We start from the raw sequence: 21494 nt of genomic DNA on the forward strand, positions 1-21494 counted from the left end.
CAGCTCACACCGCTTCTATCTGATCCTCAGACATGCCTGCGCGAGCCAAAATCTGCAAATAATCTTTTTTAGGCAACTTTACATCAAGAACAAAACGACCCGCCTCATCAAAGCGCTCCGATTTCACCGCTCCATGCTCGAACAACATAGCCCTTAAACGACCATACTGACTCGACAAATAAAGTGTTTCACTAAAAACATCTTCTGCTAATAGTTCAGCAATAGCTTGCTTAAGTAAGTCAACACCTTGACCATCACGAGCAGACAACCAAACTCGGAAAGGGTTCCCGTTAGCATCCCTATCAATTCTAGGTTCTGCTGTCGGCAAGGCATCAATTTTGTTAAATACAGTCAAAGTTGGCACTTCATTAGCGCCAATTTCTTCCAGCACAGAATCAACATGCTTCATATTCTCATCACGAGAAATATCCGCTGCGTCCACTACATGCAATAACAAATCCGCCTCAGACGACTCTTTTAAGGTCGCCTGGAATGCCTTGATCAATCGGTGAGGTAATTGACGAATAAATCCCACCGTATCAGCCAATACTATAGAGCCTATTTGTTCTAAATCTAAACGCCTCAAAGTTGGATCTAGGGTGGCAAACAATTGGTCGGCCGCAAAAACTTCAGCGCCTGTTGCTCTATTAAATAAAGTAGATTTGCCTGCGTTGGTATAGCCCACCAGCGACACCGTTGGAACAGAGGAACGATCACGCGATCGGCGATTCTGATCCCGCTGAGAACCTACTTTTGCCAGTCTTTTCTGAATGGCTTTGATACGTTCTCTAAGCAATCGACGGTCAGTCTCAAGCTGGGTTTCACCGGGCCCACGCATACCTATACCGCCTTTTTGGCGTTCTAAATGCGTCCAACCACGAATAAGACGAGTCGACATGTGTTGTAATTGAGCCAACTCAACTTGCAATTTACCCTCATGGGTACGTGCTCGCTGAGCAAAAATATCAAGTATAAGCCCTGTACGATCAAGCACACGACATTGTAAGACACTTTCTAAGTTACGCTCTTGGGAAGGAGATAATGCATGATCAAAAAGAACAATTTGGGCTTCCTCTCGATCAACAATATCTTTAATTTCTGCTAGTTTGCCAGTACCGATAAAATATCTAGCATCAGGTCGCTGACGAGATCCCGTGACAACAGCCACAGGGTCGGCACCAGCAGAAATAGCAAGTTCAACAAACTCTTCTGGACCATAAGACTCATTTTGATCATGAAAATCTATATGAACCAATACAGCTATATCACCACTATCTGGACGTTCAAAAAACAATCTATTATTCCTCTGCTTGTCTTATTACAGACAAACTATTCAGCGTCATCTTCCGGCTGATCAGGAGACGGGATGCGAATTGTACGGGAAGGCACAACTGTAGAAATGGCGTGTTTGTAAACCATTTGACTAACAGTATTTTTCAATAGAATCACAAACTGATCGAATGATTCGATTTGACCTTGAAGTTTAATTCCATTTACAAGAAAGATGGATACTGGCACTCTTTCTTTACGTAGAATATTTAGATAAGGGTCTTGTAATGATTGCCCTTTTGACATTGTGATCTCCTTAAACAAGCAAAAAAATTAAATTAATTATTGATAAAACAATACTATAGATAGTACACCAAATCTTTATTTATTTCCCTATATAATCCTGCTTTCTATATAATTCAAGGCTTCAGGCACAAGATCTTTCGACAAACTATCAAAAATCATCAGATCCTCCCATCCCCTCAACCAAGTAAGCTGCCTTTTTGCCAATTGACGAGAAGCAACCACCCCTTTAAAGATAGCATCATCTAGCAAATCAGCACCGTCTAAATATTGCCATAACTGTCGGTAGCCAACACAACGCATAGATGGCATATCAATCGTTAGATCACCACGCTTGTAGAAGCCTTCAACCTCAGCCAAAAACCCCTGATCCATCATGTCATAAAAACGCTGCTCAATACGTTCGTGCAACACACTGCGCTCTTTTGGCATCACTGCCATATTAATCATCTCAAACGGCAAAGACACAGCTTCCTGCTGCGCCCAGAAATGGCTCATCGTTTTGCCGGTCAGCCGATACACTTCAATAGCACGCTGCAAACGCTGAGGATCATTAGGATGAATCCGAGACGCTGCCTCCGGATCAAACTTCTGTAGCTCTTCATGCAAAGCCACCCAACCCTTTTCTGCTGCTTCAGCCTCAATCAACGCACGCAACTCTGCATCCGCCTGCGGCATTTCTGCCAGACCTTTTTGCAAAGCATTGAAATACATCATAGTACCACCCACTAAAAGTGGCGTTTTCCCCTTGGCAATAATCTCTTGCGAATGCTCGACCGCATCCAAAACAAAATCAGCGGCCGAGTAAGATTCAAGAGGATCGATAATATCAATCAATCTATGAGGTGCTCTAGCAAGCAACTGTGCATCCGGCTTGGCCGTACCAATATCCATTCCTTTGTAAACAAGAGCAGAATCGACACTGATAATTTCAAAATTATGCTGCTCAGCCAGCTCAACTGCCAAACCTGTTTTCCCTGATGCCGTCGGCCCCATCAAACACACAACATGCGGTTTTGTCATATCAACGTCCTCTCAAAAAGAGTTTATCTAAATCAGACATACTTAAGTGTGCCCAAGTTGGTCGGCCGTGATTACACTGCCCACTTCGCTCAGTGACCTCCATATCACGAAGAAGACTATTCATCTCGGCAATAGTCAACTTACGATTTGCGCGCACAGCACCGTGACACGCCATTGAAGCCATCAACTCGTTAGCCCGCGACTCCATCAGATCGGACACACCATTCGCAGACAAGTCACTAATCACATCACGCACAAGACCTTCCACATCGCCCCGTATCAGTATAACGGGAACTTCGCGAACCATAGCACTTTCTAGCCCAGTTCTTTCTACTCGAAAGCCAAATGCTTCAAACACCTCACCACTTTCCTCAACAAGATCCGCTTCACTTTGCGACACAGCAATATTTATCGGTACCAGCAAAGGCTGAGATGAAATATTTTTTTGATAAAACGCTGTCTTCATACGCTCATAGACAATTCGTTCATGAGCCGCATGCATATCCACTAAAATAAGACCCTGCTCACTTTCAGAAAGAATATAAACGCCGTGCAACTGAGCCACAGCAAAACCCAATGGTGGAACCGCTTGGTAATCACCTTCAGATCTAACAAACGGACTTTCACCCTGCCCCACAACATTTGTAGGAGAAACCTCTCTAACTTCACCTGTTTCAGGATCAACCTCTTCCGTTTTTGCCGCATACTCTTGCGCATAACCAGACAGGCGACTCATGCCATCAAGTTGGCCTCGAACCTCTGACGCTCCCAACGAATTTGAAGTAGAGCGCATCCAGTCCATCGAAGAAGACGCAGAACGATTAGACAAGGGCAAAGCAGATTGCTCTGTTATATTCGCACCATAACTTGCCCGCTCATCAGTCTGCGCCGAATCATTCATCCCAGTAGGGGCGGCATCTGATTCTGGGCGAACATCCGCGATAGCCTTATGAATACGACTAAACAAGAAGTCATGCACTAAACGACCATCACGAAAACGCACTTCATGCTTTGTCGGATGCACGTTCACATCAACCGTCGAGGGGTCCAACTCAAGATACAAAACAAAAGTCGGATGGCGACCATTATATAAAACATCGCGATAAGCCTGGCGCACAGCGTGAGCCACTAGCTTATCTTTGACCACTCGGCCGTTTACAAAGAAATATTGCAGATCCGCCTGAGAACGAGAAAACGTCGGTAAACCAATCCACCCCCACAAACGCAAACCAGCCGCCTCAACATCTAGCGTCAATGAATTCTCGATGAATTTTTTGCCCAGCAAAGTTGCCAACCGATGCTCAGCATGAAGCTGATCGGTGACAGGACGAAGGTCATAAACTTGTTTACCGTTATGACTCAGTCGAAAGCCAGTTTCATAACGACTCAACGCCAGCCGCTTAACGACTTCTTCAAGGTGCGCGAATTCCGTTTTTTCAGTACGAAGAAACTTACGACGAGCAGGCGTATTAAAAAACAAATCACGCACGTCGATAGTTGTACCCTGGGGATGGGAGGCTGGACGAATTGCCGTCGCCATATCTTTGCCTTCCGCCTCAACTCTCCAAGCTTCTACTTCATTTTCAGCCTGAGAGGTTAAGTGCATTCGCGATACAGAACTAATACTGGCTAACGCCTCACCACGAAAACCAAGAGTACAAACAGCCTCTAAATCGTCCAAGGTAATGATTTTACTGGTAGCATGACGACTTAACGCTAACGACAGGTCATCTTTCATGATGCCAGTGCCGTTATCGCGAATCTTGATACGTCTTACGCCACCTTGCTCCACATCAATATCAAGCTGCGATGCGCCAGCATCAAGACTATTTTCAAGCAATTCTTTAACAACGGAAGCTGGACGTTCAACCACCTCTCCCGCGGCGATTTGGTTGGCTAGACGTGGAGATAAAAGATTAATTCTTTGCATGAACGACCTTTAATTTGAGAACAGCCTCTTTGAGAAATAAAGAGGCTTTAATAAGACTTTTAACCAGCAGGAATAACAAGCTTCTGACCAATCCAAATAACGTCATTACTTAGATTGTTAGCTTGACGCAAAACAGACAAGGACACCTGATTTCGACGCGCGATTTCGGATAGAGTATCACCCTTACTAACCGTGTAAACATAATCAGAATGTTTCTTTTGCTTCCAAGCAACCAAGGTTCCATCAGGGGCATTTTTGGTGAAATACTCAACCACACCTTTTGAAATAGAATCGGCTAATTTCACACGATACGTTCTGCTCGATAAATTCTTGGCTTCGGTTTTATTGGACACAAAGCCAGTTTCGATCAATATAGAAGGAATATCTGGCGACTTCAGCACCACAAAGCCAGCCTGCTGAACACTGTCTTTATGCAATACTGCAACCCCCTTCATCTCCCCCAGAACACTCTTACCGATATTAAGGCTCATTTGGATAGTCGAATTCATCGACATATCCAATAAAACTTCAGCAAGTAACTGATCTTTATCATCCAACGAAATTCCGCCCACCAAATCAGCCGAGTTTTCCTGTTGAGCCAGCCAGCGACCCATTTCAGAACTTTTGCCACTTAATGACAACGCCCAAACAGAAGCCCCTCTAGCACTGGATTTGGTAAACGCATCCGCATGAATGGATATCATCAAATCAGCGTTGGCCTCACGCGCCACGCGGGAACGATCTCTCAGCTGAAGGTATTTATCTGTTGAGCGAGTTAACACCGCTTTAAAGCCGTCAACCGCATTGATACGGCGCGCCAGCTCTTTACCAATAGAAAGCACGATATCTTTCTCTCGCACATTATATTGACCCAATGCACCAGGGTCTTTACCGCCATGACCTGGATCAATTGCAATCACAATATCCCGCTTCTCTTTAGAGAGATTCGCTAAACTTTTAACAATAGTCGCAGGTTTTCTTACCCCGTACTCAAGCTCAACCAATATCCTAGGGCCATAAGTACCATTGGCAGCCAAAACAGTGCTTTTCGCCTTAGCCGCCTGCCCCAAATCAAGTACAAACCGAACACCTGAATCCCGGCGCGCATATCTTACTCGCATCAAGACATCTGAAGACAGCGCAGACAAGCCATTTACCACTGAGGGACTTAAAACCACTCCGCTAATATCTAAAACAATACGATCAGGATTAGAAAGAGGAAAAATACGGTGCTCTGCAGCCTCAGAAAGCTCAAACACCAAACGTGTCACCCCCTCTTGCTGAGCAACACGAATATCTCGAACCTCTGCAGCCAAAACACTACAAGTCGCCAAAGACAGGATTGAACAAATAAAAATAAATAGATAATTACGAAATTTAGTATGCATATCAGACAGCTAGCTAGTATATCTGACACACTATAACTGCTGATTAAATGGATCTCAATCTTACTTATAGTAAAGTCTTCTATACATCAAGAAGTTATCGTTTCTTTCAAGACGCTTAAAGCCTCACCACCCTTATCTGTGTTCGCCTCTACACACACATGGCGCCCTTGACGAATTAAGCTCAGCGAGACAACTAAATCCGCCTTTGGCAAAATCCCTCGCCCCATTTCTGCCCACTCAATCAAACACAAACTACCATCATTAAAATAGTCGCGAATCCCCATAAACTCTAGCTCTTCAGCATCCGCAACTCGATATAAATCAAAATGAAACGCCTCAAAGCCAGACATTTCATAAGGCTCAACAATCGTATAGGTAGGACTTTTCACTGGCCCTTGATATCCCAAACCACGCAAAACACCTCTCACCAGCGTGGTTTTACCCATACCTAAATCACCTTCCAAATACACCACCGCACCAGACTTCAGCACCGATGAAAAAACCTCACCCAGCTTTTCCATCGCCTCCTCACCATAAACATCTTTTTCTATTCGCATTACCAATCAACCCTTTTACTACTCAATCTTGAGAAAACACCAAATGCACGATCATTTTATTTCCGACAATTCTAATACAGAAGCCTTTTGAAACAAGCATCAATCACTCATAATAAACCAACCTACTACCCACAAAAACAAACACCCAATAAAGGATGCACATGGATTGGCTTTTTCTTTCAATCATTGCCGTTGCCGTTTTTATCACTGGCGTATCAAAAGGCGGCTTTTCTGGCGCATTTGGCATTCTCGCGGTTCCGCTGATTTCACTACAAACCTCCCCAACACTTGCAGCCGCCATAATGCTTCCAATTCTCTGCATAATGGACATATTTACCGTGCAAAAATTCTGGAAGAAATGGAACACAGAACAACTTATAAAATGCATACCCGCTGCGATTATTGGCGTCATCATCGGCGGACTCACAGCATCATGGTTTTCAGCAGAATGGCTAAAAATAATGGTTGGGATTATTGCGGTAGGCTTTACATTAAATTCATGGCCCAAGAAAAACCAAACCAGTCAACAAAAGCCGCTTAGTACGATTGCTGGAAGGCTCTGGTGCACGCTTGGCGGCTTCACAAGCTTTATCGCCCACGCTGGCGGACCACCAATGAGTGTCTATTTGCTAAGGGCAAACCTAGACAAAACTCAATACGTGGCCACTGCTGCCGTTATTTTTACCGCGGTCAACTACGTAAAACTCATCCCATACGGGATGCTGGGCCAGCTAAATAGTTCCAACGTACTTTTGTCGCTGTGCTTTACGCCAGTCGCTTTCTCGGGGGTCCAACTCGGCGCATGGCTACACTACAAACTGTCCACGGCGCTGTTTTTCAAAATCATGTACAGTTTTCTCTTCCTAACAGGATTAAAGCTAATATGGGACGGAGTATCAGGACTCGCAAGCTAAAAAGAGAACCATAATAAAGAAACTAACGAGCAACAAACGAAATGTAGCCCGCCAATTCACACAAACAAGAACCGACTAATTAAGCCTTATCTTCCAAACCAAACATAGTTTTACGGTAATGCTTCAACTCACCAATAGATTCTAGAATATCGTCCATCGCCAAATGGGAACCAGATTTAGAAAAGCCATCAAGCGCCTCTGGCTTCCAACGTTTAGCCAGCTCTTTAACTGTACTAACGTCCAAATAACGGTAATGAAAAAAGGCTTCCAACTTAGGCATGTAGCGATACAAAAAACGACGATCCTGCCCAACACTGTTACCACAAATAGGCGACTTTCCAGCCGGAACATACTGAGCTAAAAACTTAACAGTCTCTTCTTCTGCTTGTGCCATACTAATAGTCGAAGACAACACTCTAGCCGTTAACCCAGAGTCACCATGATGCTGTGTACACCATTCATCCATTGCATCCATTACTGCCTTTTCTTGATGGACAGCAAGGCTTGGACCTTTCGCCAATACATTCAAATGCTTATCCGTAACCACAGTAGCAATTTCAATAATGGTATCGGTTTCTGGGTCCAATCCTGTCATTTCAAGATCGATCCACACTAAATTCTCTTCATTTAAGCTCATAATCTTCCAAGTCCTTTATTATCAATGCTAGGCATTATACTCTATGCGCCTTACTTTATGACCAGACGAATCTAATGTCGAAGCGAAAACTTACTAAACAACAAACTTGGCGAATCGAAAGAATTCACAAAGAGCGCGTAGAACGCACTCAAAAGCGAGGTGATGCCGCCGAAGAACTCCTTCAGTCATCCGATCTCGGACCTGAAACTGAAGGCATTATTATCTCCCACTTCGGTACGCAAGTAGAAGTTGAAGGCACTCAAGAACCTTTTATTGGCATCTCCACGCGCTGTAATTTGCGCGCCAACCTAGGTCAACTTGTGACTGGCGACAAAGTTGTCTGGCGCCCAAAACAAAATGAAGGTGGTGTTGTTGTTGCCACAACACCAAGACACACCTCCCTGTCTCGTCCAGACATGCACGGCAGAATAAAGCCAGTTGCCGCCAACATCGACCATATAATCGTCGTCATTGCCGCCGAGCCAGTTGCGCATGCCAACCTAATAGATCGCTATTTAGTGGCTGCAGAGACCGTTGGCATACCACCCGTTATTTTGCTAAACAAATGCGATTTAATCGACGACAGCAATAAAGCAGACTTGGATCAGCTACTAAAAACCTATGAAGATCTGAATTACAAAATCATCAGAACCTCCATCAAAAACCAAGCTGGTATGGAATCGCTTTATGATTTCTTGCAGGATAAAACAAGTGTTTTTGTGGGGCAATCAGGCGTAGGCAAATCTTCTCTCATTGGCACCTTGCTTCCTGATATTGACATTAGCGTGGGTGAACTTTCACAGAAACGCAAAAAGGGTGTACACACCACCACTACCGCTCGACTGTTCCATATGCCGAAAGGCGGCGACCTCATCGACTCCCCTGGGATTCGAGAGTTTGGCTTATGGCATATTTCGGAAGACGAACTACTAAACGGCTTTATCGAATTTCGACCACATATTGGCTATTGTCGATTCCGCGATTGCGCCCATGAAAAAGAACCAGGATGCGCAATCTTAGAAGCTCTAGAAAAAGGAGAAATCACGGAGCACCGCTTCCAAAGCTTCCTAAGAATCAAACACTCAATACGCGAAAACCAAGCCTTCTAAAAAACCGTTTGAGGCGTTATTTTCAAATCAGATTGCTGACCAGGATTACCAAAATTACTACGATTCTGGTCCAGCAATTTCTTATAAGCATCATCGGTTAACAAGGTAATACTAATGCGCCTATTCTCTGCGCTATCCGTATCAAATCGATTGAAAGGAATGGTATCAGACAGACCAATCACCTGAGCAATACGTCTATCCTCAACACCACCCTCTTCCAAGATATGGCGCGCCGCATTTGCTCGCAAAGTCGACAAATCCCAATTATCAATCCGACCCGAAGCACCAAATTTAGATGAATCAGTATGGCCCGTAATAACAATAGGGTTAGTCACTTTATTAAATATCGGCGACATACTCAGCAAAGTATTTTCAGTATCCGCCATCATCCGAGCACTTCCGCGCTCAAACATAGGCTTATCTGGATCATCTAATAACGTAATACGTACACCCAGCGGCGTAATTTCAATGCGCATATTATTCTGCTGCGAAAGCAAAACGTTCATCTTACTCATTTCTTCCTGCAGCATATTACTAATACTCTTAGATTCAGCAGAATCCCGACCATTATCTTGAAGCTTATCTATAGATTGAGTATCAGTACTGCCTACTTCAGGCAACTGAAGATCTAATTTATTTTCTGTACTTTTCGCTGAACTTCCACCTAAATCGATAGGATTAGCACTATAACCTGCTGAGGAAGAACCCATCGGGTCCTGAAAGTATCCTTCAATACTTCTCAACTCCTCTGGAGAAGCCACACCCATAATCCATAAAACCAAGAAAAACGCCATCATAGCTAAAGCAAAATCTGCCAACGCTATCTTCCAAGCCCCACCATGATGCCCGCCTTTTTTGATTTTCTTTACTCGGCGGATTACCAACCCATTAGAGCCTAGAGCCATCCAAAACCCTCCTTAACTAGGTACGATGCCCCCATACTAACGATACTGCTTAAGACCATCTGACAATTCAATAAAACTCGGACGCATTTCTGGTGGCAACAACTTCCGACCAGTTTCAACGGCAACAGGTGGCGCGTAGCCAGATACTATGGAATTCAAGCACGCCTTAACACACAAATAGGCTTTCAACTCATGAGTACCCAAACTTTCCAGATGAGAGGCAGCAGGTCCAACAAAACCATAACCGAAAAAAATACCCAAAAATGTCCCAACCAAAGCGGCCGCAACATGTGCACCAATCTCCTCTAGCGGCCCCCCAATAGATCCCATGGTGATAACAATACCCAATACCGCCGCAACAATACCAAAACCTGGCAAACCTTCAGCCACTCGCGTTAGCGCATGACTTGGCGCTACTAATTCTTCCTGAATCTGCTCAATCTCATTATCCATAATGGCTTCTATTTCATAAGCTGGAAGACCTGTTAATGTGAATATTCGATAATTGTCTGTCAGAAAATCCACCACCTCATGATCACGCACCACATCCGGAAAGCGACTAAACAACTCACTGGTAAAAGGCGATTCAATATCCTCTTCAATAGACAAAAAACCATCTTGGCGACTTTTTTGAAACAAGCTGTACATCAAGCCTAACAATTGCAAATAGAATTTTTTATTGTGCCGACTGCCAGTAATAACCTGAGGCAACATAGTCAGCACTTTTTTCTGTATCACAAATGGGTTTGCTACCATAAAAGCCCCTAGAGCCGCACCACAAATAATGAGTACCTCAAAAGGTTGCCACAGCGCCAACATATTCCCATGAGATGCCAAATAGCCAGACACAACACTAACAATTACAACTAGCAAGCCAGCTAATGCAAACATATTCACTTCCTTAATACCGACAAAGTATGCTCTCATATCAATATACAGTATGATTAATGAGATCTAAAATATAAGAGCCTTTATAAATCCAACAACCGAGCCACTAATGTAACCAGCTATGAAAGACAAGTCACCTTCTGGCCTAAATGAATGGCTACATTTTCTTAAAAATAAAAAACTCCCTGTTAGAGCAGTCAATTTATCGCGCCTGAAGACTCAAATAAAAAGAACAGAAGACACTCTTGATGGCATGCAAGCAAATATAGCCTCCGACCCATTATTGGCTTTTGCTATTCTCAACGAAGCCAATCGCATCATGCCGAATAAAAACAGTGAAATAAAAACACCTTTTCACGCTGCCGCTATGGTTGGCATGAACGGCATTGCAAGACTGTTTTCCCATTTTGTTGCCTATGAAACCAAAGACAGACAAAAACAACCTCATTTAATGGCACTCTTAAGAGAGCTCCAGACCAGCTACGAAGCAGCCACTATCGCGAGACACTGGTCAATTGAAAAACTGACTAACAACGAAGATGATATTTTCTGGATAACCTTATTTCGAGATTCAGCAAGATGGCTATTATGGTTCTATGCCTATCCAACCATGTTAGAAATCAACCAAAAAATCCAGCAAGGTGAAAAATCCAGCCAAGCTGAATTAAATATTTTAGGCTGCCGCATAGATGAGCTAACTGTGCATTTATGCACCTATTGGAATACGCCGAACAAAGTCATCGAATCATTTTTGACCAAACACATACCAAATACAAAAGAGCTACAAGAACTGGCTCACCTAGCACACCACCCAGATGAACTGCCCGGCTTCACCGAAGATAAAAGATTAACCATCCTAGTAAACAACCCACTTATTTTCTCGTATTGCGCAAACAAGGTCGCTCATGAAGCAAATTTAATGCGATGGGACTCCAAAAACCTGCCATTTTTCTACCGTGTAGTTGCGACAGTCATGCATCGTCGACTTGGCGAAATCATTCAAACCGCCCACTTCGCAAGCACTGAAGCCGCCAAGCTCTACAACACCGGAGGAAAAATTCCGCTAGCGCAACAATTACTTGATCCCGAATTATATACAGGGAAAAAAAATTCAAAACCTAAAGTATCTTTGACGCCAATTGCAGCACTCAAAAAAGCACTCAACCAAAACAAAGAATATGACGCAAAACATAAAACCGGACTTGCCCTAAAAACCATCAAGCAAGCCATACCAAACACACAACACAGCATTATTTTTAAACATGCGAACGACAAAATATCTCCCATGTTTCAATTTGGCTATAACATAGACGTCATTAAATCGATCCAATGGAGCGCCCCATCAAGCGTATTTAAAAAGTTATCTAACAAACGCTCAGCCATTCACATATACGGGCAAAAACTTGATAATCTACTGAAAGATTTTCCGCACACGTCGGACCAAATAATTGACACCAACAGCCACCTTATTTTGGCATCCACAAAAATATCAGAAAAAGAAACGGCTATATTTTGGCTAGAAACTCGTACCGAATTTAATGAAACAGATTACAAGAACCTAAAACAGATCGTGTCTTTAATCAGCCACAGCACACTATAAATTCACTTATATCAGGACAATCAACGTGACTAAAGATCAACTTTTTGCCTTTGCACAACATATCACCCCGCAGAAAACATTATCTAGAGCTATCGGAAAAATAGCGGAATGCGAAAATAAATGGGTAAAAAACACCTTTATCAGTCAATTCGTCAAAAAATACCAAGTAGATATGTCTGAAGCAATCAACAGCGATGAATTGTCATACCGCAACTTTAACGATTTTTTCACCCGCGCCATTCGCCCAGAACTACGCCCTATTTGCAATGAAGAAAACGGTATTGCCTGCCCTGCTGATGGAGCAGTCAGCCAGCTTGGCAAAATAGAACATGGCACATTGTTCCAAGCGAAAGGACATCACTACAGCCTCACAACACTATTGGGCGGCGATGCTTCTTTATCTAATCAATTCCTTGGCGGCTCTTTCGCTACGGTGTATTTATCCCCTAAAGACTACCACCGTGTCCATATGCCATTAACAGGCAAGCTCACCAAGATGATCCACATCCCTGGCAAGCTCTTTTCAGTAAACAAAGTAACCGCTGAGCAAATTCCCAACGTATTCGCTCGTAACGAGCGCACCGTTTGTCTATTCGATACAGAAGCCGGTCCGATGGCAGTCATTTTGGTTGGCGCTATGATCGTAGCTAGCATAGAAACGGTATGGGCAGGGCAAGTGACACCATTCAACAAAAATGTTGTCACTTGGGACTACAAAGAGCTCAATAACATTGAGATTAAGAAAGGTGAAGAAATGGGGCGATTCAAACTTGGATCAACCGCCATCGTTCTTTTTGGCAAGGATGCGGTAAATTGGGAAGAATCTATACAAGCTGAAACCCCAACCAAAATGGGCATGCATTTCGGCAAAATCACCAACATGTAATTACCACCAGAAAATCATACCAAAAAAAGCCTGCCCATCATCGCAGGCTTTTTACTACTACAAACCAATACTCAAACTACATAACTGACTGAATGGCAGGGATAATATCTTGACCGACCATTTCATGAAGTGAGTCACGATAGCCAGTCTTTCCAGAAGGCAAAAACTCATCCGATGTGATTGCTACAGTTAAATCCAGCTCCGGAAAAACATAAATCATTTGCCCGCCATAACCCCAACCATAGTAACCCTGCACACCTTCAAAATTTTGAATAAACCATCCATACCCATACAGCCCTCGATGAAAACGAGATTGTGTTTTTGGCTCCCAACTTTCGGCTATCCATTTTTCAGAAAGTAAACGACGACCTTTTGCAGTCACCCCTCCACGTCGATACAATTCCCCAAAAGCCAATAGCGACGCTGGTGTCATGCCCACTTGATTTCCACCCATTGGAATACCTTGCGGATCGATTTCCCAACTCTGAATTCGAATACCACTTCCTTGTAACCACTTATTCGCCAACTGATAAGTATTCTCTCCTGTCTGGTACATGATGATCGCAGACAAAAGATGCGTATTGCCGGTTGAATACTGCATATCACCACCGACATCATCAACAAAAGGTCGCGACAAAACAGCTTGAACCCAATTATCACTTGCCACCCAACGACCATAATAACGCCCAGAGGTTCGTTCCAAGCCCGCCTGCATAGAAAGCAAATGCCCAATCGTAATATCACTTAAACGAGGATCTAGATTAGCTGGCAGTTGATCCGACAGCAGAGATGCAACAGACAGATCAACTCCATCAACTACACCACGTTCAATAGCAATACCAACAATAGCTGACATGAGAGACTTCGAAGCCGACTTAATATTGGTAACAGCATTAATATCCGCCTTGTTATAAGCCTTTGACCATACAAGCTCCCCCTTATAAGCGACCTGAATCGTCTTGATATTGGAAAAGCTCTGCGCTGTTTTATCCATTGCACTTAAATCCAAGGCATTAGCATTTACCTGAACACTAGCCAACAAAAGTAATGAGCTAAGCAATAAAAAATACATCTTCAGTGATTCACCTCGACTTTAAATAAGACCAAAACATAACAGGTACAAAGACCACTAACGAACAAAACCTAGCTAGCGAACAAAAAAGCCTGCACGAAGCAGGCTTTTTTTATAAACAAAAGAAAAAGATCTACTTAAGGTAAATCGTCTTCCAACTCTTCTTTCGGCACAGGAATCAAATCTTCGCGTGTTACATTCATCGCCAGCAATAAATTTGCCGCAACAAAAATAGAAGAATAAGTACCAATTATAATACCTACTAACAATGCCATAGAGAAGTTATGAATGGCTTCGCCACCTGCAACGAACAAGACAACCAACACAAACAAGGTCGTTAAAGACGTAATCAAAGTACGACCAAGCGTCTGATTAATCGACTCATTAACCAGATCATATGGCGTTGTGTCACGCATAATACGGAAGTTTTCACGAATCCGATCACACACCACTATCGTATCGTTGAGTGAGTAACCAACCACAGCAAGCAATGCTGCCAACACAGTCAGATCAAACTCTACCTCAAATATGGAAAAGAAGCCTAACGTGATAATGACGTCGTGAACCAAAGCTACAACAGACGCAACAGAGAATTTGAACTGGAAGCGCACTGCGACGTAAATCATCACAATCGCCAAGGCAAGCAACATACCTAAGCCACCTTGCTCTCGCAACTCCTCACCCACCTGCGCACCAACAAACTCAGAGCGCTGAAGGGACACATCTGTCTCACCATGATTCTGAAGCGTCGCTAGCACTTCATCGCCAAGGGTTGCTGTGTAGGCATTAGCCATACGAACCACAACATCTGTCGGCGAACCAAAGTTTTGCACAACAATATCTTCATAGCCGTTTTCACCCAACAAAGTACGCACATCATCTAGATTAGGCGCTTCTTCATAAGCCACCTCAATCAATGTACCGCCGGTAAAATCCAACCCGAACTGCAAACCCTTTGTCGCCAAAGAAACAAGAGAGATGAGTATCAGCACAAGTGAAAAGACAGCTACGATTTTACGCATTGCCATAAACGGAATATTTGTCACTTTCATGGCGCTCTCCTAAATGTACAATTTCTTATTTTTACGACCACCATACACAAGATTAACTTGTGCACGAGTTACAACAATTGCCGTAAACATAGAAGTAAGAATACCCAGTGACAATGTCACCGCAAAACCTTTAACAGGACCCGTACCGACTGCAAACAGAATCACAGCGACTAGCAAAGTAGTAATGTTAGCGTCGAAAATAGTTGTAAAGGCGCGATTAAAGCCAGAATGGATAGCTTGCTGATTCGGCACCCCACTGGCCAATTCCTCTTTTATTCGCGAGAAAATCAGCACGTTGGCGTCCACCGCCATCCCCATCGTCAATACGATACCTGCAATACCTGGCAGCGTAAGCGTTGCCCCCAGAATAGACATACAAGCCATCAACAGTATGATATTCAAGCCCAGCGATATGTTGGCAAAAATACCAAATACCTTGTAGTAAACCAGCATGAATAACATAACAACCAACAAACCAATTTGCGCCGAATTAACACCTAACTTGATGTTTTCCGCCCCCAAACTTGGTCCAATTGTACGCTCTTCCACAAAGTAAATTGGCGCAGCCAAAGCACCAGCACGAAGCAACAGAGCCAACTCAGAAGATTCACGAGGACTATCCAACCCTGTAATACGGAATGAATTCCCTAGTGTCGTTTGAATAGTCGCTAAAGAAATAATTCCTTTTTCACTGTAACTTCTGCGCACTTCTTCCATTTTGCCGTCTTTTTCAACAAAACGACTGCGGGACTTATGCTCAATGAAAACAACCGCCATGTTACGGCCTACAGCAGAACGAGTAACTTTACTCATTTGCTTGCCGCCTTTGGAATCCAAACTAATGTTTACCTGTGGGCGTCCATTTTCATCGAAAGAAGAACTCGCATCAGAAACACTGTCACCCGTAATAATAAGGTCACGCTCTAAACGCGCTGTACGACCACTACCATCACGGAAAGACAAGGTTTCAATATCCGCACCCTTATCATCCAGACCCGCTTCCAAATGGAACTCAAGGTTGGCCGTAGCACCGATAATACGTTTAGCCGCTGCAGTATCCTGTACACCTGGTAATTCCACAACGATACGATTGCTACCTTGACGCTGCACCAAAGGCTCAGCAACACCCAGTTCATTTACACGATTTCGCAATGTTGTTAAGTTTTGCTGTAGCGCATAAGACTCGATTTCTTTCTTAGCAGGCTCTGTAAAACTCACATCCAAAAAGAAATCGCTTCCATCCTGACGCGTAGCGTAACGGTATTCAGAAAAATCTTTCTCCAACAAAGTTTCAGCAGAAGCCAAATCTGATTGCTGTAAAAAGCGAATAGAAAGCACACCGTCTTCAATATCTACACTGCGGTAGCGAACGCGATCTTTTCGCAACGCCGCTTTCATTTCACTTGAACTAACCTCAAGCTTTTGCTTTAGCGCTGCTGGCGTATCCACTTCCAACAAGAAGTGCACACCACCACGTAAATCAAGGCCCAACTTAGCAGGGCCTGCGCCCAACGAAGACAACCAGTCTGGCGTCGTAGGAACAAGGTTAAGTGCGGTTACATAATCATCACCCAGTGCTGCCGCCACAACTGGCTTAGCAGCAAGTTGGTCCTCACCGCTATTAAAGCGCAAGGTACCGCCAGCAGAGGTAAGCTCTGCTTGTTTTAAATCTATATTCGCTTTTGAGAGCGCATTTTTCGCTTTTTGCAAAGCTTGCTCATCAACAACAGCCGTTGCTTTTTGGGTAGATAGTTGTAGCGCTGGATCATCCGGATAAAGGTTTGGGAAGGCATACAGTAGCCCCAAAGCCAAAACAAGAAGAATTAGCAAATACTTCCACAAGGGATACTTGTTAAGCATGAAAATTCCTTTACACCTAAAAAATTAAATGGATCGATAAAGAAGAAAAGCGCCTGGGTAGGCGCTTTTCATAGAAGGTTAAATTGACTTTAACGTTCCCTTAGGCAAAACAGCAGCAACTGAAGATTTTTGAAATTTCATTTCAATGCCTTCAGACACTTCAAGTACTACATAGTTATCGTCTACTTTAGACACTTTACCTAGTACACCACCGCCAGTTACTACCTCAGTACCTTTTGCTAGAGATGCAATCAAGTTTTTATGCTCTTTTGCACGTTTCGCTTGTGGGCGCCACATAAGGAAGTAAAAAATGACAACGAAACCAGCAAGAAGTACTAGATTAAAAATACCCGTATCTGCTGCTGCGCCGCCTTCAGCGTAAGCTGGTGAGATCAATGCGATCATGGTGTTAACTCTCCAATGGTTTATGAAACTGTTGCAAACTCTTTTGTAAAGAAATTCGCATGATTTTGTTTATTATTCACTCAAAGCTGGCGTTTCTAAGCCTCGCTTTGCATAAAACTCATCAACAAAGGCGTCAAATCTACCTTCATCGAGCGCTAGACGCAATCCCGCCATGAGTGTTTGGTAATATCGTAGGTTATGAATCGTATTCAATTGCGCCCCTACCATTTCTTGACACTTATCTAAGTGATGTAAATAAGACCGAGAAAAGTTTTTACAAGTGTAACAATCACATTCTTTGTCTAACGGGCCAACATCATGACGATATTGAGCGTTACGAATACGAACCACACCATCTGATGTAAACAAATGACCGTTTCGAGCATTACGTGTTGGCATCACACAATCAAACATGTCGACACCGCGACGCACACCTTCCACCAAATCTTCTGGCTTGCCTACGCCCATCAAATAGCGCGGCTTATCGGCAGGCATTTTTGGTGTCGTGTGATCCAATACCTTCATCATTTCGTCTTTTGGCTCACCCACTGACAAGCCACCAATTGCGTAGCCATCAAAACCAATATCTACCAAGCCTTCTAACGATTCGTCTCGAAGGTTTTCATACATACTGCCTTGGATAATACCAAACAACGCTGAAGGGCTATCACCGTGCTCGTCTTTTGAACGCTTAGCCCAACGTAAACTCATACGCATAGACTTCGCTGCCACTTCTGGCGTTGCCGGATACGGTGTACACTCGTCGAAAATCATCACAATATCCGAACCAAGATCACGCTGAACTTGCATGGATATTTCAGGGCTCAAGAAGACTTTCGAGCCATTAATTGGTGAGCGAAAGCTAACACCTTCCTCGGTGATTTTGCGCATTTCCCCAAGAGAAAACACCTGAAAACCACCAGAGTCAGTCAAAATTGGCTTCTTCCATTGAGTAAAGTCATGCAAATCGCCATGCGCCTTCACAACATCCGTTCCCGGACGTAACCAAAGATGGAAGGTATTACCCAAAATAATATCAGCACCAATTTCTTCGATATCTTTGGTTAGCATGCCCTTCACTGTACCGTAAGTACCAACAGGCATAAAAGCAGGTGTTTCAACCTTCCCACGTGGGAACGTCAAGGTAGCGCGGCGCGCTTTTCCTGACGTAGTGTGAAGTTCAAAATCCATAAAACATTCTGGACGCTTATCAGACATACGTCTTATTCCTCACCTTGCGGGCCTTTAGCCTGCGCATTTCGTGTAATAAACATGGCATCACCATAACTAAAAAATCGATATTTCTGTTCTACTGCTTTTTTATAGGCGGCCATAACATGATCATAACCCGCAAAAGCACTAATCAGCATAATCAACGTGGACTCTGGCAAATGAAAATTCGTCACCAAAGCATCCACGGTTTTAAATTCATAACCTGGGTAAATAAAAATACTGGTGTCATCCTGCATCGGCGCTATCTCACCACTTTGGCTTGCCGATTCAAGACTGCGAACACTTGTCGTACCTACCGCAATAACTCGACCACCTCGCGCCTTGGTCGCTTTTACTTGCTCAACAACACTAGGCTCAACCTCTACGTATTCAGCGTGCATAATGTGGTCTTTTACATTTTCAACCTTCATAGGCTGAAACGTTCCTGCACCAACGTGCAAGGTAACAAATGCCGTTTCTACGCCTTTTGCTTTTAGCTTTTCCAATAACGCATCATCAAAATGCAAACCCGCAGTCGGCGCCGCAACAGCACCGGGCTTTTGATTATAAACGGTTTGATAACGCTCTTGATCACTGTCTTCATCAGGACGTTCAATATAAGGCGGCAGCGGCATATGCCCCGCACGTGTTAACACATCCAAAACGGGCTCATTAAAAGCAAGGTGAAATAAAGCACCGGAACGACCAATCATAGTCGCTTCTATTTGCTCACCCTTATCTTGCCCTAAAATCAGCTTACTGTTTTCTTTTGGCGATTTACTCGCACGCACATGAGCCAGCGCTTCATTCGTATTAATGACTCGCTCAACCAGTATTTCAACTTTTCCGCCAGACTCCTTTTGCCCGAAGACGCGCGCAGGAATGACTCGAGTATTATTGAACACCATCAAATCTCCAGGTTGAACCAAGTCCAACACATCAGGAAATTGACGATGTACAACCTCACCACTGGGGCCATCAAGATGCAGCAAGCGACTGGCGGTTCTATCTGGCATGGGGTAATTAGCGATCAATGAATCGGGTAAATCAAAGTGATAATCGGAAACGAGCATGAAAAGAAAGCTACCTAGGAAAAACGACCCAGTATTCTAGCGAAAAACCTCTCAAAAAGGTACTTCCTAGCCACCAGTTGTGAAAAAGATAAAAAATAATACTAATAGCCGTTGACTTATCTTCTAAATACCCTAAAATACGCCTCACCTTTTTCAAGGCCAGTGTGGTGGAATTGGTAGACACGACGGATTCAAAATCCGTTGCCTTCGGGTGTGGCGGTTCGAGTCCGCCTACTGGTACCAACATAAAAAGCCCTGATCATTGATCAGGGCTTTTTTTTCGTTCCTTGAATGTCATTCTTGGGTTATGAAATTACATAAATGCATCATTTTAGGAACAACACATGAATCGCCGCAAAAAAATCAAAGATATATACGACAAACGCATGAAGCAGGCTAACTTAAAAGTTAACCCTAAAAAATCCAAGCCAAAATACATTTCCAAAGCGGAACGCGCAAAAATGGAAGCCGAAGCGGCAGCTAACCCAAGCGCGGAAATCACCACAGAAACAGCAGACACAAACGAAACAACAGACGTTTAAAATCGCGCTCTAAAATGCCAGTCGCCTTCATTTATATCATTATGGATTGACTGGCAAATATCCTCATCTATCTCATCACTCTTTGGGTCATATAAACCACACTGAGCAACCGCATGCTTTTTGTTTATATTTTTGCCCAAGTATTCATACACAACTCGCACACAACATGGCGCCCTTTCGCCACTACCTGACACCCCTAGACGCAACCCAGTCAAGCGCTCAACGCGATTTCGAAAAGAGGGATAAAGTATGGTCTGTGTCATCTCTACATGCGTCTGACTTTCATAATCAATCAAAAACAACCGATCCGAAAGCAATTGCACGAAACCATTATAAACACCATGGAAAGACTTTTTGACATTGCGCGGGTTTAACCGCTCGGTACGCTGATAATAGGTCTTGCCATTTTGCGATTCGATATGCACCAAGGTACGCAATATTTTCCCTGGACACGCCATGGAGTAATAATACTCGAAATAGTAGCCATTATATTTTGCCACACCCAACTGGCCTGATTGATTAAGTCGATTGAATTGCAACTGCTCAGGCGTCAGACTTTTGCTTTCTTCACTCTGACGAATCGGACGCACTTGCACCAACTTAACAAACTGCTCATGGGAGAGCATCATTTCATCAGGCTCTACACCAAAAAACTCACAAATACGTCGCTGCGTACTGTTACTCGGCATGGTTGTACCATTGAGGTAACGGTTAAATTGCGCACGATTAATATTAAGTCGACGACATACATCCGCAACCGATTTGTAATAACTGCATAACAATTGCAAGTTATCCGCAAAATGCTGAACCATGATAAGCCCTATTTAATCTTATTTTGCATACCAACATAAATTCGTCGCTAGTGTAAT

21 protein-coding genes and 1 tRNA gene are annotated in these 21494 nt (G+C 43.6%); 6 read left to right on the plus strand and 16 right to left on the minus strand.

The genetic code is table 11. The features are described from left to right. Positions 1–4 precede the first annotated feature (4 nt). The 6 genes from hflX to tsaE all read right to left on the minus strand — a co-directional run bounded on the left by hflX (position 5) and on the right by tsaE (position 6470). Positions 5–1294 carry a ribosome rescue GTPase HflX gene (gene hflX, locus AC2A4J_RS17610; RefSeq protein WP_255825023.1) on the minus strand — a complete coding sequence of 430 codons (1290 nt, stop codon included), beginning with the start codon at positions 1292–1294 and terminating at the stop codon, positions 5–7. Between the two features lie 35 nt (positions 1295–1329). Next, complete coding sequence (hfq, locus tag AC2A4J_RS17615) at positions 1330–1575, minus strand: RNA chaperone Hfq (protein WP_012070321.1); 246 nt, start codon at positions 1573–1575, stop codon at positions 1330–1332. Positions 1576–1662: 87 nt separating this feature from the next. Continuing rightward, positions 1663–2595 (minus strand): tRNA (adenosine(37)-N6)-dimethylallyltransferase MiaA, encoded by a 933-nt coding sequence (gene miaA / locus AC2A4J_RS17620; protein ID WP_484176952.1) that lies wholly within the window; start codon positions 2593–2595, stop codon positions 1663–1665. Position 2596: 1 nt separating this feature from the next. Continuing rightward, positions 2597–4525: a DNA mismatch repair endonuclease MutL gene (gene mutL, locus AC2A4J_RS17625; protein WP_484176953.1), complete on the minus strand. Its 1929-nt coding sequence runs from the start codon at positions 4523–4525 to the stop codon at positions 2597–2599. Positions 4526–4584: 59 nt separating this feature from the next. Then, on the minus strand, positions 4585–5913 hold the full coding sequence (locus AC2A4J_RS17630; protein ID WP_255825026.1) for an N-acetylmuramoyl-L-alanine amidase: 1329 nt from the start codon (positions 5911–5913) through the stop codon (positions 4585–4587). A gap of 86 nt (positions 5914–5999) precedes the next feature. Further along, complete coding sequence (gene tsaE / locus AC2A4J_RS17635) at positions 6000–6470, minus strand: tRNA (adenosine(37)-N6)-threonylcarbamoyltransferase complex ATPase subunit type 1 TsaE (protein ID WP_484176954.1); 471 nt, start codon at positions 6468–6470, stop codon at positions 6000–6002. A 161-nt stretch (positions 6471–6631) separates the two neighbouring features. On the opposite strand from tsaE, the gene AC2A4J_RS17640 reads away from it, so the two are divergent. Continuing rightward, positions 6632–7384, plus strand: coding sequence for a sulfite exporter TauE/SafE family protein (locus tag AC2A4J_RS17640; protein ID WP_484176955.1), 753 nt, complete (start codon positions 6632–6634; stop codon positions 7382–7384). Positions 7385–7463: 79 nt separating this feature from the next. On the opposite strand, the gene orn is transcribed toward AC2A4J_RS17640, so the two are convergent. Continuing rightward, positions 7464–8021, minus strand: a complete 558-nt coding sequence (orn, locus tag AC2A4J_RS17645; RefSeq protein WP_255825029.1) for an oligoribonuclease — start codon at positions 8019–8021, stop codon at positions 7464–7466. A gap of 74 nt (positions 8022–8095) precedes the next feature. Between orn and rsgA the strand changes: the two genes are divergently transcribed. After that, positions 8096–9130, plus strand: a complete 1035-nt coding sequence (gene rsgA / locus AC2A4J_RS17650) for a small ribosomal subunit biogenesis GTPase RsgA (RefSeq protein WP_255825030.1) — start codon at positions 8096–8098, stop codon at positions 9128–9130. On the opposite strand, the gene AC2A4J_RS17655 is transcribed toward rsgA, so the two are convergent. Continuing rightward, on the minus strand, positions 9127–10035 hold the full coding sequence (locus tag AC2A4J_RS17655) for a flagellar motor protein MotB (RefSeq protein WP_484176956.1): 909 nt from the start codon (positions 10033–10035) through the stop codon (positions 9127–9129). The two genes, rsgA and AC2A4J_RS17655, sit on opposite strands and share 4 nt — an antisense overlap. Before the next feature lie 36 nt (positions 10036–10071). Then, positions 10072–10926 carry a flagellar motor stator protein MotA gene (gene motA / locus AC2A4J_RS17660; RefSeq protein ID WP_484176957.1) on the minus strand — a complete coding sequence of 285 codons (855 nt, stop codon included), beginning with the start codon at positions 10924–10926 and terminating at the stop codon, positions 10072–10074. Between the two features lie 118 nt (positions 10927–11044). Here motA and AC2A4J_RS17665 point away from each other — a divergent pair, with 118 nt between their 5' ends. Together AC2A4J_RS17665 and asd are read left to right on the plus strand one after the other, a co-directional pair. Next, on the plus strand, positions 11045–12523 hold the full coding sequence (locus tag AC2A4J_RS17665) for an HDOD domain-containing protein (protein WP_484176958.1): 1479 nt from the start codon (positions 11045–11047) through the stop codon (positions 12521–12523). Between the two features lie 25 nt (positions 12524–12548). Then, positions 12549–13409: an archaetidylserine decarboxylase gene (asd, locus tag AC2A4J_RS17670; RefSeq protein ID WP_484176959.1), complete on the plus strand. Its 861-nt coding sequence runs from the start codon at positions 12549–12551 to the stop codon at positions 13407–13409. 76 nt (positions 13410–13485) lie between these two features. On the opposite strand, the gene AC2A4J_RS17675 is transcribed toward asd, so the two are convergent. The 6 genes from AC2A4J_RS17675 to queA form a co-directional block, all read right to left on the minus strand. Continuing rightward, entirely contained in the window at positions 13486–14481 is a 996-nt protein-coding gene (locus AC2A4J_RS17675) for a serine hydrolase domain-containing protein (RefSeq protein WP_484176960.1), read from the minus strand. Positions 14482–14618: 137 nt separating this feature from the next. Continuing rightward, on the minus strand, positions 14619–15533 hold the full coding sequence (gene secF, locus AC2A4J_RS17680; protein WP_255825042.1) for a protein translocase subunit SecF: 915 nt from the start codon (positions 15531–15533) through the stop codon (positions 14619–14621). Between the two features lie 9 nt (positions 15534–15542). Beyond that, positions 15543–17393: a protein translocase subunit SecD gene (gene secD / locus AC2A4J_RS17685; RefSeq protein ID WP_255825044.1), complete on the minus strand. Its 1851-nt coding sequence runs from the start codon at positions 17391–17393 to the stop codon at positions 15543–15545. A gap of 78 nt (positions 17394–17471) precedes the next feature. After that, a complete protein-coding gene (gene yajC, locus AC2A4J_RS17690) occupies positions 17472–17798 on the minus strand; it encodes a preprotein translocase subunit YajC (RefSeq protein WP_072840549.1) in 327 nt (108 codons plus the stop codon). Positions 17799–17870: 72 nt separating this feature from the next. After that, positions 17871–18989 (minus strand): tRNA guanosine(34) transglycosylase Tgt, encoded by a 1119-nt coding sequence (tgt, locus tag AC2A4J_RS17695; RefSeq protein WP_205116925.1) that lies wholly within the window; start codon positions 18987–18989, stop codon positions 17871–17873. Positions 18990–19021: 32 nt separating this feature from the next. Beyond that, positions 19022–20083 carry a tRNA preQ1(34) S-adenosylmethionine ribosyltransferase-isomerase QueA gene (gene queA / locus AC2A4J_RS17700; RefSeq protein ID WP_255825047.1) on the minus strand — a complete coding sequence of 354 codons (1062 nt, stop codon included), beginning with the start codon at positions 20081–20083 and terminating at the stop codon, positions 19022–19024. A gap of 158 nt (positions 20084–20241) precedes the next feature. On the opposite strand from queA, the gene AC2A4J_RS17705 reads away from it, so the two are divergent. Beyond that, positions 20242–20326, plus strand: a tRNA-Leu gene (locus AC2A4J_RS17705). A 101-nt stretch (positions 20327–20427) separates the two neighbouring features. Next, positions 20428–20625, plus strand: a complete 198-nt coding sequence (locus tag AC2A4J_RS17710; protein ID WP_255825049.1) for a DUF2986 domain-containing protein — start codon at positions 20428–20430, stop codon at positions 20623–20625. On the opposite strand, the gene AC2A4J_RS17715 is transcribed toward AC2A4J_RS17710, so the two are convergent. Beyond that, positions 20622–21437 (minus strand): helix-turn-helix domain-containing protein, encoded by an 816-nt coding sequence (locus tag AC2A4J_RS17715; RefSeq protein WP_484176961.1) that lies wholly within the window; start codon positions 21435–21437, stop codon positions 20622–20624. The genes AC2A4J_RS17710 and AC2A4J_RS17715 overlap by 4 nt on opposite strands. Positions 21438–21494 lie beyond the last annotated feature (57 nt).

The organism is Marinomonas sp. ATLA20, from assembly GCF_057180105.1.

Excerpts from the sequence above, each read along its gene's own strand:
- hfq (WP_012070321.1), bottom strand. The coding sequence starts at position 1,575 with ATGTCAAAAGGGCAATCATTACAAGACCCTTATCTAAATATTCTACGT.
- miaA (WP_484176952.1), bottom strand. The coding sequence starts at position 2,595 with ATGACAAAACCGCATGTTGTGTGTTTGATGGGGCCGACGGCATCAGGG.
- mutL (WP_484176953.1), bottom strand. The coding sequence starts at position 4,525 with ATGCAAAGAATTAATCTTTTATCTCCACGTCTAGCCAACCAAATCGCC.
- AC2A4J_RS17630 (WP_255825026.1), bottom strand. The coding sequence starts at position 5,913 with ATGCATACTAAATTTCGTAATTATCTATTTATTTTTATTTGTTCAATC.
- tsaE (WP_484176954.1), bottom strand. The coding sequence starts at position 6,470 with ATGCGAATAGAAAAAGATGTTTATGGTGAGGAGGCGATGGAAAAGCTG.
- AC2A4J_RS17640 (WP_484176955.1), top strand. The coding sequence starts at position 6,632 with ATGGATTGGCTTTTTCTTTCAATCATTGCCGTTGCCGTTTTTATCACT.
- orn (WP_255825029.1), bottom strand. The coding sequence starts at position 8,021 with ATGAGCTTAAATGAAGAGAATTTAGTGTGGATCGATCTTGAAATGACA.
- rsgA (WP_255825030.1), top strand. The coding sequence starts at position 8,096 with ATGTCGAAGCGAAAACTTACTAAACAACAAACTTGGCGAATCGAAAGA.
- AC2A4J_RS17655 (WP_484176956.1), bottom strand. The coding sequence starts at position 10,035 with ATGGCTCTAGGCTCTAATGGGTTGGTAATCCGCCGAGTAAAGAAAATC.
- motA (WP_484176957.1), bottom strand. The coding sequence starts at position 10,926 with ATGTTTGCATTAGCTGGCTTGCTAGTTGTAATTGTTAGTGTTGTGTCT.
- AC2A4J_RS17665 (WP_484176958.1), top strand. The coding sequence starts at position 11,045 with ATGAAAGACAAGTCACCTTCTGGCCTAAATGAATGGCTACATTTTCTT.
- AC2A4J_RS17675 (WP_484176960.1), bottom strand. The coding sequence starts at position 14,481 with ATGTATTTTTTATTGCTTAGCTCATTACTTTTGTTGGCTAGTGTTCAG.
- secF (WP_255825042.1), bottom strand. The coding sequence starts at position 15,533 with ATGAAAGTGACAAATATTCCGTTTATGGCAATGCGTAAAATCGTAGCT.
- secD (WP_255825044.1), bottom strand. The coding sequence starts at position 17,393 with ATGCTTAACAAGTATCCCTTGTGGAAGTATTTGCTAATTCTTCTTGTT.
- yajC (WP_072840549.1), bottom strand. The coding sequence starts at position 17,798 with ATGATCGCATTGATCTCACCAGCTTACGCTGAAGGCGGCGCAGCAGCA.
- tgt (WP_205116925.1), bottom strand. The coding sequence starts at position 18,989 with ATGGATTTTGAACTTCACACTACGTCAGGAAAAGCGCGCCGCGCTACC.
- queA (WP_255825047.1), bottom strand. The coding sequence starts at position 20,083 with ATGCTCGTTTCCGATTATCACTTTGATTTACCCGATTCATTGATCGCT.
- AC2A4J_RS17710 (WP_255825049.1), top strand. The coding sequence starts at position 20,428 with ATGAATCGCCGCAAAAAAATCAAAGATATATACGACAAACGCATGAAG.
- AC2A4J_RS17715 (WP_484176961.1), bottom strand. The coding sequence starts at position 21,437 with ATGGTTCAGCATTTTGCGGATAACTTGCAATTGTTATGCAGTTATTAC.